The sequence below is a fragment of the Vibrio sp. genome (assembly GCF_038138445.1).
Taxonomy (GTDB): domain Bacteria; phylum Pseudomonadota; class Gammaproteobacteria; order Enterobacterales; family Vibrionaceae; genus Vibrio.
This window is the reverse complement of the sequence record NZ_JAYQDQ010000125.1, coordinates 1-9,006: the sequence shown is the minus strand read 5'-3', so window position 1 is coordinate 9,006 and position 9,006 is coordinate 1. Positions and strand designations below refer to the sequence as shown.

9 protein-coding genes and 3 pseudogenes are annotated in these 9,006 nt (G+C 40.0%); 11 read left to right on the top strand and 1 reads right to left on the bottom strand.

The annotated features are described in order from the left end of the window. Positions 1 to 49: 49 nt before the first annotated feature. The 7 genes and pseudogenes from AAFM34_RS19470 to AAFM34_RS19440 all read left to right on the top strand — a co-directional run. A pseudogene (locus tag AAFM34_RS19470) lies at positions 50 to 337 on the top strand (winged helix-turn-helix domain-containing protein); the annotation flags it as partial. Between the two features lie 78 nt (positions 338 to 415). After that, positions 416 to 1,663 carry an ATP-binding protein gene (locus AAFM34_RS19465; protein ID WP_341665682.1) on the top strand — a complete coding sequence of 416 codons (1,248 nt, stop codon included), beginning with the start codon at positions 416 to 418 and terminating at the stop codon, positions 1,661 to 1,663. A gap of 82 nt (positions 1,664 to 1,745) precedes the next feature. After that, positions 1,746 to 2,519 (top strand): outer membrane protein OmpV, encoded by a 774-nt coding sequence (gene ompV, locus AAFM34_RS19460; RefSeq protein ID WP_341665684.1) that lies wholly within the window; start codon positions 1,746 to 1,748, stop codon positions 2,517 to 2,519. 75 nt (positions 2,520 to 2,594) lie between these two features. Further along, positions 2,595 to 3,512, top strand: coding sequence for a VirK/YbjX family protein (locus AAFM34_RS19455; protein ID WP_341665680.1), 918 nt, complete (start codon positions 2,595 to 2,597; stop codon positions 3,510 to 3,512). A 133-nt stretch (positions 3,513 to 3,645) separates the two neighbouring features. Then, a complete protein-coding gene (locus AAFM34_RS19450) occupies positions 3,646 to 4,122 on the top strand; it encodes a DUF2127 domain-containing protein (protein ID WP_341665678.1) in 477 nt (158 codons plus the stop codon). 183 nt (positions 4,123 to 4,305) lie between these two features. Continuing rightward, complete coding sequence (locus AAFM34_RS19445) at positions 4,306 to 4,500, top strand: hypothetical protein (protein WP_341665676.1); 195 nt, start codon at positions 4,306 to 4,308, stop codon at positions 4,498 to 4,500. A 141-nt stretch (positions 4,501 to 4,641) separates the two neighbouring features. Further along, a complete protein-coding gene (locus tag AAFM34_RS19440) occupies positions 4,642 to 5,001 on the top strand; it encodes a DUF6559 family protein (RefSeq protein ID WP_341665674.1) in 360 nt (119 codons plus the stop codon). Positions 5,002 to 5,070: 69 nt separating this feature from the next. Here the strand turns inward: AAFM34_RS19440 and AAFM34_RS19435 are convergent, their stop codons facing one another. Continuing rightward, positions 5,071 to 6,396, bottom strand: a complete 1,326-nt coding sequence (locus tag AAFM34_RS19435) for a CAP domain-containing protein (RefSeq protein WP_341665672.1) — start codon at positions 6,394 to 6,396, stop codon at positions 5,071 to 5,073. Between the two features lie 288 nt (positions 6,397 to 6,684). Here AAFM34_RS19435 and AAFM34_RS19430 point away from each other — a divergent pair. The 4 genes and pseudogenes from AAFM34_RS19430 to AAFM34_RS19415 all read left to right on the top strand — a co-directional run. Then, positions 6,685 to 6,789, top strand: a pseudogene (locus tag AAFM34_RS19430) (N-acetyltransferase); the annotation flags it as partial. A gap of 168 nt (positions 6,790 to 6,957) precedes the next feature. Continuing rightward, positions 6,958 to 7,428 (top strand): GrpB family protein, encoded by a 471-nt coding sequence (locus AAFM34_RS19425; protein ID WP_341665670.1) that lies wholly within the window; start codon positions 6,958 to 6,960, stop codon positions 7,426 to 7,428. A 122-nt stretch (positions 7,429 to 7,550) separates the two neighbouring features. Next, positions 7,551 to 7,916: pseudogene (locus AAFM34_RS19420) on the top strand (cupin domain-containing protein). Positions 7,917 to 8,058: 142 nt separating this feature from the next. After that, on the top strand, positions 8,059 to 8,958 hold the full coding sequence (locus AAFM34_RS19415; RefSeq protein WP_341665668.1) for a VOC family protein: 900 nt from the start codon (positions 8,059 to 8,061) through the stop codon (positions 8,956 to 8,958). Positions 8,959 to 9,006 lie beyond the last annotated feature (48 nt).

Here is a 9,006-nt window from a genome sequence, read left to right as displayed (position 1 = left end):
GACAATACCGAATTTAAAAGGAAATGATTAGATGGGGTTTACCGCCAGCTTACGTCTAAACAGCTCACGTAAAGTTTGCTTACTGAATAATATTCAAATCAATATATCAGATAGTGATTTTGACTTGCTTTGGATATTAGCGAGTTCTCCAGACCAAGTGCTATCGCGAGATTTGCTAACCAAGGAACTCAGAGGCATTGAGTATGATGGGTTAGATCGCACCATTGATAATAAAGTGGTCACTTTGAGAAAAAAATTAGGTGATAGTTCAGCTACCCCTAAGCGCATTATTACCGTTCGGGGGAAAGGATACTTGTTCGTTCCCGATAGCTGGTAGCACAACAAGTAGGTAAATATGCGAAGAATTTATATAGAAGCATTTGCCGGACTACTATTGCTTTTTACAATGAGTCTAATGGCATATGAATTTATCGTTTATCAGATGAATACTGATTATGACTATGTTTTGGAAGACCTTGAGGGTGCTGCATTTCGAGAAGTTCTTATGTCTATTTCTGAGAGCCAAGGAGAAAAAGAGGCATTAAGCGTTCTTCGTGATTTCATTAATCAAACTGCTAAAACCCTGACTATTTACCCTATCACAAAAGTGCCCGCTGAGGTAAAAAGTTACTTCAGTGGTGATAGAACCCACTTATTTACTTTTTATGATGACGAACGTGAATTTTGGTTTATGCTCTCATCCCCAGATATTGTTTATCGAGTCAAACCAGATGTGGAGTCCAGTCTTCGTAAAGCTATAGCCTTTGATGATGACTTACTTTGGGGCTTTATCTTAGCTGGTTTTTTCATATATACGTCCGTATTCATTTGGTTTCTTAGCCGAAGAGTTAGAGTACTTGAAGAAGCAACAGTCAAATTTGCACAAGGTGATTTTAATTCTCGAGCGCCAACTGGCAGCCGATATAGAGTTGGCTCTTTGAATGATAGCTTTAACTATATGGCAGATAAGATTTCGGACCTTATTACCAGCAACCGCTCCTTAACGAACTCCATTGCTCATGACTTAAGAACGCCTATTTTTCGAATTCAATGGCAAGCAGAGATGTTGCAGGATGAGAATTTGACCCAAGAGCAGCATGGGAAAATTGCCAGCATCATAGAAGATACAGAAGAAATGGAGCAAATGGCAGATGAGTTATTGTACTTTGCCAAGGTTGAGAGGCCAGAAACGGTTCTTAATATTGAGCCGATTGAACTACTGACTTATGTAGAAGGACTGGTCAATAAACTTCCTGGAAATCATCGGGATATTGTGGAACTGGAAGTTCCAGACTCTATTGTGATTCAAGCAGATAGCGCACTTATTAAACGTGTCATTAATAACCTTCTTTCAAACGCTCTTCGGTATGTGGATCAGAAAATTCGCTTGTCTGCCAAACTGGATGAGAATGATGTATTCATTACCATAGAAGACGATGGACCAGGGATTCCAGCGGAGCATTGGAGTGTGATTTTTGACCCATTTTACAGTGCAGACCCTTCAAGAAATAAATTAAATACTGGATTTGGCCTTGGACTTGCGATCGTTAAACTGATTATCGATCGTCACGCTGGGAATATTGAAGTGGGTGTTAGCCCGCTAGGTGGTGCCAAATTCACTATATGTATTCCCCGTTTGTCATCCTTGCCTGACAATTCGTGACAATTGCCCGACAAACTCATCATATTTACTATTCAGATAGTTTTGTACAGTGTTCATTATGAGTTAACACGAGGACAAAATGATGAAAAAGCTCACTCTAATAATCACAGCGATAACAATGGCAAATGCTGCCTACGCAGGTGATGCGTATATTCGTAATGGTAACATTTACAATAAAGAAAATAGCTGGATTGCTGAGCTTGGTGCTGCGGGTATGACCGATCTATACAAAGGCCAAAAGCACAATGTAGCGCCACTTGCTAACTTCGGTTACCAAGGGGAAGATCTTAACGTTACACTTCAAAGTATCAACTACCGCTTTCTTGGTAATACGGGAGATGTGTTTAACCTGAGTGGTTATCTGGGTACATCAGGTCTTATGTACGACAAAGATACTTCAGACTTTCTTAAAGGTATGGATAAGCGCCACCTAAGCTTAGATCTTGGTATCAATGCTGACTTCCACCTATCTCAAGGCACTATTTCAACTTATTATCAGCATGATGTTGTAGACACGTACGATGGTTACTTAACGGGAGTAAAATACTTCTTACCTTTAACTATCGGTAAAGCCGACTTTGTTCCATTTGCAGGTGTTTCATATCAGAGCAAAGAGTATGTTGATTACTATTTTGGCGTACAAGATAAAGAAGCAACCCAAAAGCGTAAAGCATATACAGGTAAGGGTGATGTCTCATACGATGTAGGTTATAAAGTTATTTTGCCAATCAGCGATAACTGGCAGTTGACTCAAACCACAACCTATACACGCCTTGGTGACGAAATTGCAGATTCGCCTATTGTAGATAGCGCTAATCAGTGGCTCGTTGGAGCGACAGTCTCTTATAGCTTCTAATTTTCATTTTTAGCTTTAAGCCTGACCATTTGGTCGGGCTTCTTGCATTGTGTCGAGTTTAGGTAAAGTTTCGCTATGATTATCAATTACATCCATTTTATCCGGTCTTTGCCCAGAATGGCACAGAGCGTGTACCCGGAAATTAAGGGCGCTAAAAAGCTACGTTATAATGCTCGATTCTGTATGTGGTCTATGCTTAAGCCTTCGGTTCTACGGTCTATGCAGAAGTTGTTTGACCAACCAGAGTTTCATCTGATCAAAGATAATCACCCCAGAATCTTTGAGAAACCACTGAAGCCATATGTGTGTTTAAACTGGCGTCCACGCCAGAGAGCGATGAAGATTCATGAGCACTTTCAAGCCTTATATCAGATGTATGGACCCAACATCACGCATTTTTATACTGATGGTGGCTGGCCGCTGATTGATATACTCGACTGTTCTTTGTTCCTATGTTCAGGACCGGAAAGAGAGGGTTCGCTCGCCTTAAAGTTACTTGACCCGACCAACCGTGATCTATTTACTTTGGCTTTTAATATATCAACCACACCTAAGCGAGAGATTTATATTGGTGCTTTGCAAGGACCTAGTGAACAGATTACCGATCGCGGAGAGGTGATAAAATCATTGACTCGAGGCATGCATGGCTTAAGACCAAAAGCCTTGATGTTAGAAGTTTTGCTTATGCTGGCAAAAGAATGGGGAATAGACACTCTTTATGGAATTACCAATAAAGGTCATGTCTACCAAGCGCTAAGGTATACAGGTTCAAAGCGTTCAAGCATCAGCTATCAATATGCCGAGCTATGGGCAGAGTACGGAGGAAAGCAAGTATCAAAATATATGTATGATATCCCGCTGGAGCCTGCTCGTAAGGACTCTAGCACATTGAACAAGAATAAACGTCGCTTATACACTAAACGATATGCTTGGTTAGACAAGGTCAGAGAAGACGTTCACTACAAGTCAGACAGTATAATGATATACAAATAATGAATTAAATTATTTGTATCATTTTTTTAGTGTATATTTGGCGAAAACTTTACATTGTTTTCACTTAATATTGTATCCGCATGTTACTGTCACTGAAGTTATGCTCAAAAATGTTGTACGGGGTATGAGCGTTATGCAAGTTGAAACCAGATCAGGCCTGAAGGTCATTGCAATTGTAGAGGCGCTAAAAGGCTTTGTTTCATTTGCCGTCGTTTTAGGAATATACTATTTTCCGAGCAAAGACTTACGTCAATTGGCTGAGCTGCTTGTTCAGCATTTTCATCTTAACCCTGTGCACCCAATCTCTGAGATGATCATCGACTTTTCGAGGCGGATCCCCCAGCTAAGTATGAACTTGTTAATGAGTATTGCGGTACTATATACAGTGATTCGATGGATTGAGGCCTATGGCTTGTGGCATGAGTTTCGTTGGACTGAATGGTTAGCACTAATCAGCTGTGCTATTTATGTGCCTTTTGAAATCTATGCAGCGATTCATCACCCAAGTATGGTTAGCGTCACACTACTTATAATAAATTTAGGGATCATTGCTTATATAGCAAGGACCCTTTATAGTAAGCCCGAATCAAATTTTGTGGCACAAAATTAATTTGTGCTCAATGTCATATTTATGTTGTAAAACCAATATAAAATGCAGTAAATAGTGTAATCAAGTGTATAAAGCTGTAAACCTGAATGTACTATGACTGGCTTCACAGTCAAAAACAGTTAGAGTTTTAATAGCAGGATATATGCCTGTACTTACAAGGCAGACAACGTCAGGAGAAGTCTCATGAGTAAATATTGTCCGAACTGTGGAATAGAGATGATTGATAAAAATCAGGTCTCTATATGTCCGAGAAATGATATTGGAGAGTGTTCTTATGATGGGTATCAAAACTCTATAGCTCAAAATAGTGACGAGTATTCAATTGTTGAGTTTGATAAGACGACTGAAGAAGAATGTTCTTCATCAGCACAAGCCTGATGAAATAAAAAACAAAAGCACAAAGCCCGTCTTTAAAGCGGGCTTTGTGCTTTTGTCAATGTGATAAACAGTTTATGGTGTTTTCCCTTCAGACAATGAAGCATGGGGAGCACGACATAAACCGTTAGCTCAGGGGTTACTATGTTTAGATATATTCAGCGTCGTAGAATTAAAAAAGTGATTAAGCTACTCTCGCGTAGGTTAGCAAAAGGTTATGGCAGCCGTGATTACTTCAGTCTTGGACAAGTAAACACGAGTGCTAGTTTGTTATGTAAGCGTCAGCAGCAGATTGCCTTGGCGTTGTTTGTTCATCCCGATGACCTCGATTTAGAGAATAGTCCTTCGCTCAAGCTGCTTCGCAATGATATATCCAATGATTTTTTTGAAGCCAAGGAATACAATGCACAAGATGTACTTAACTTACTGGTCGGCGGTGGCTGGAAGGGAGGTCGAATGAATGACGACATGTCACACCGATATGGAATGCACAGCCGCTATTGATTGCGAATCGACGAACTATTAAGGTGCGGCCACCTTATCAATTCTGAAGTGGCCGCACCTGTTTTGTTGCTAATTAAAATCTTGGGTCCAATAAGACACCTTTAATGGGTCTGATCTATCCACTCTAAAACCTATTCCCATTTTAGTGTGGCGACTATTCATCACATTTTGGCAGTGACCAGCGTGACCAACCCAACTATTGAGACCAGCGTTGTTAACTTTCCCATCGCTTCTAGGGTTGGTGTAGCCGAAGATGGGGCTAACAGCGGTGTAAGAATCAAGAACAAACGAGTTTTGTGCCGCGCTATTGGCAATAAAATGACCTTGCTCGTTTTTTAGATGTTGTTCATTTGAGTTTAATTGAGCGTTGTTTGCAGTGTTGTTATCCCATGCAATGGGCGAAACCGGCGGATAAATACCAGCAGTAGATTGCTTCGATTGATCGCAGTATCGCTGTGTGGATCTTGCACAATTAGTCGCGATGACTGACTGATACTTTATACTGGTATTACTCAAGTCATCTGGGATGTTGACGATTCGACACCATCTTTTATCCGCGACACCCTGGCCTGGCATTCCCCAAATTGAACCGCTAAGCATTTGATTTTTATCTAATGATGCGAAGTCTATAATGACGTCGGTATTTAACTGACTTAAATCCAACTTTATCTTTCCAGAAGAGTCATTTAGCTGAAATATTGAAGCGCCGGAGCTTTTTGCAGCAGCGGAAATTTGGGGTCTTTGCATTTGCTCCCAAGCCTTACCTAAACTTGTTTGTAACTGTTGGGCATGAGCCAAAGCGATAAAGTAGTAGGTGGGCAGCGTTTGCTCAGAGCTCTGCTGAGTTTTAGATGTAATGCTTCCAAAGCTTTCAAATACCAAAGATGAAGTAAACACAGCATTGTTAAACACATAAGTTGCTAAATGCTCACTCGTACAGGTATTCGCATTCATGTCATAGCGATATTCAGAAAAAGTACCATCCATCAACAACTGATTATTTACCCTCTGCGCACTTAGCCCGACCGCTTGATAACAGTGCCAGTCATGAACCCAGCGGCTATCATTATCAATAATAATGGTTGGAGTAGGGATGCTTATATTGACCTTTCGAGTGTCAGCACCTTTGAAAGCAGGTAAGCTTGGCTTAACAGGAATCGAAGAATAGTTGGACACGCTTCCACCTTTATCAACTAGCCCCTCGATAGCAAAGATCATATTTCCATTTAATGCTCGTGCCTTTGGTGCTGCAAGCGTTTGATTAGATGAAGGGTTGACACTACTCGAAGCCGAGGGATTGGTACTTGTATTACTGTCTCCTGACGAACTCCCTCCACCACACCCTGAAATGGTGAGTGTAGTCAGTATTGCCGCTGATACATTATCTAGCCTCATAGTTTCTCCTTTAGTCATACATTATGTTGGGGCTAAGGGATGCTGCCAGATAGCAAAGAATTAAATTTCAGGTGAATGTAATCAAAGCGAAATATTGACTGTAATTTTGCATTGATGATATCTTTCTAACATCATGAATACATTAATGATTTTTAATTGACAGAGCGGTTATATTTAAACTTGGTGGGGTAATGTGATCAACAGTGATTCTGACCAGATGCCGTTCTGTACTATGTGACCCAGCGTATAGATAAGGTGAACTTATTTTTTGATTACTAGGAGAGTTAGGTGTACCAAACCCGCAAAGCTAACGATAATGACTATAGTTTTTTATTTGAGCTTAAAAAGTCAGCGGAATATGAGGCGGTCAAAGCCGTATTTGGTTGGGATGAAAGCGAGCACTTTGTATACATGTTCAAATCATGTGAGTAAAATCGCTTAGTTGATTCGTAATACTTAATATTTTTGCGATTACTGTTTTTAGCATCCAAGTTTGTATCTGCAAGTATCATTATTTTTGAGCACGTATTGTTTAGGTCGCTATTTCTTTAGGAAGCATAAATGAAGTTTTACAAAGCCGATGAATATCAGAACTCTTGTGAAGTTTTGTATCGCGAGTATGAGCTTAAGATAGCGGCTTTGCTTCCAGATGCGGTTATTGAACATATTGGTTCTTCTTCCATCCCCAATGCAATATCTAAGGGTGATTTAGATATACTTGTCGGTGTTAATGCTAGTGAACTAGAGAAATCAGTGACACGACTTACTACGCTTGGCTTCAGAGAAAAACTTAATACATTAAGGACTCCGCAGCTATGTATGCTGGAGTCTAGATCTGGTGAAGATGTAGCTTTCCAAGTTGTAGCGAATGGTCCAGAATTTAATTTCTTTGTAAGGTTTAGAGATAAGCTTCGTGAAGATCCTGACTTAGTCCAAGAGTACAATGAGCTAAAACTATTATGCAAGGGTTGGTCTGCAGATGACTATCGTGAAAAAAAGTCAGCGTTTATAGAGCGAGTGCTCAGACAGTAACCCTAAGCTATTTGGAATATGTCACCAATAATCGTATTTACAGATTGAGTGAAACTGGAAAGTTGTTCATACCTGTGTGACCAGTGCGACTTAATATAGCCTTAAACACCAAGGGAATTGATATGGATAAAATTAACGTTAGTGAAAAATTTGGTTTATTTTCTGAAGAATGGACACCAAAAATTATCGCTGAGTCAAATGGACAGTTAGTGAAAATAGCAAAAGGAAGTGGATAGCTTGTTTGGCATAAACATGAGAATGAAGACGAGCTTTTTATAGTGTTTAAAGGTCAACTAACTTTAATGATGAAGGCCGGAAACGTAGTACTTAATCCGGGCGAGATGTATGTTGTCCCTAAAGGGGTTGAGCACTGTCCTAAAGCGCAAACAGATACCCACTTTATGATGATAGAGCCGTCTTCAACCGCACATACTGGTGATGAGCATACTGAAGTGACTGTATCATCAAAAGAACAGGTTTGGATCTAACGTATTGCTAAACACCCTTTGAGCCTTTCTAATTCACGATATGTACAACTGAGTTTATTTTGAGGTTGTAATCATGATTTAAAATAGAATACCATATTTTTATTTTTTAAGTATTTGATTTAAATGATAAAAAGGTATTTTTATGCAAGTAGAACCATCGTATATTTCAAGTTTGGTCGGATCGGATGCGGGGGTGAAGTATAGCAAAAGTGAACAGCGGCCCGAATGTGGTGAGTATTTTGATTTCCATCATATTGAATTTTGGGTCAGTAATGCTTTTCAGGCCAAGATGTTTTATGAAACGCATTTAGGATTTAAAACGATTGCCTATGCCGGATTAGAAACGGGTGAAAAAAACTTTACGGCTTACGTTTTGAGAGGTGATCAAGCCTGTATTGTTGTTAAATCACCATTAAATCCAAATGATGAAACGATAGCGCCTTTTGTAAAAGAACATGGCGATGCGGTTCGTGATGTTGCTTTTAGTGTTGAAGATGTACAAAAAACATTTGAGCATGCAAAATCAAATGGCGCTCAAGTTATCTTACCGCCTACATACAGTGAAGATGAGCATGGTCAGGTACTCATCGCTAGTGTGCTAGCTTATGGAAACACAGTGCACTCCTTTATACAGCGTGAACAATATCGCGGTTTGTTTCTTCCTGGTTTTCATCCGATAGAGCCAAATTTAGTTAATGCTTTTGCTGAAAGCTTGCCTCCTGTACCTATGGGCCGAATCGATCATGTAGTGGCGAATCAACCTCAAGGAAAAATGAATGAGGTAGTTGATTTTTATATAAACTCGTTATGCTTTAGACGCTTTTGGTCGGTTGATGACAAGTTATTGCAAACAGGCACATCTGGGCTCAATTCAATCGTGGTCAGCGACTTTGATGAGCGAATCAAAATACCAGTCAATCAGCCGTCGACGCGATTTGATGGGCGATCACAAACCCAAGAGTTTGTTGACTTTCATGGTTGTGGTGGTATTCAGCATATCGCGATTTGTGTGGAGAACTTAGAGCAAACCGTTCGTTCGTAAGCTGGCGGTAAACCCCATCTAATCATTTCCTTTTAAATTCGGTATTGT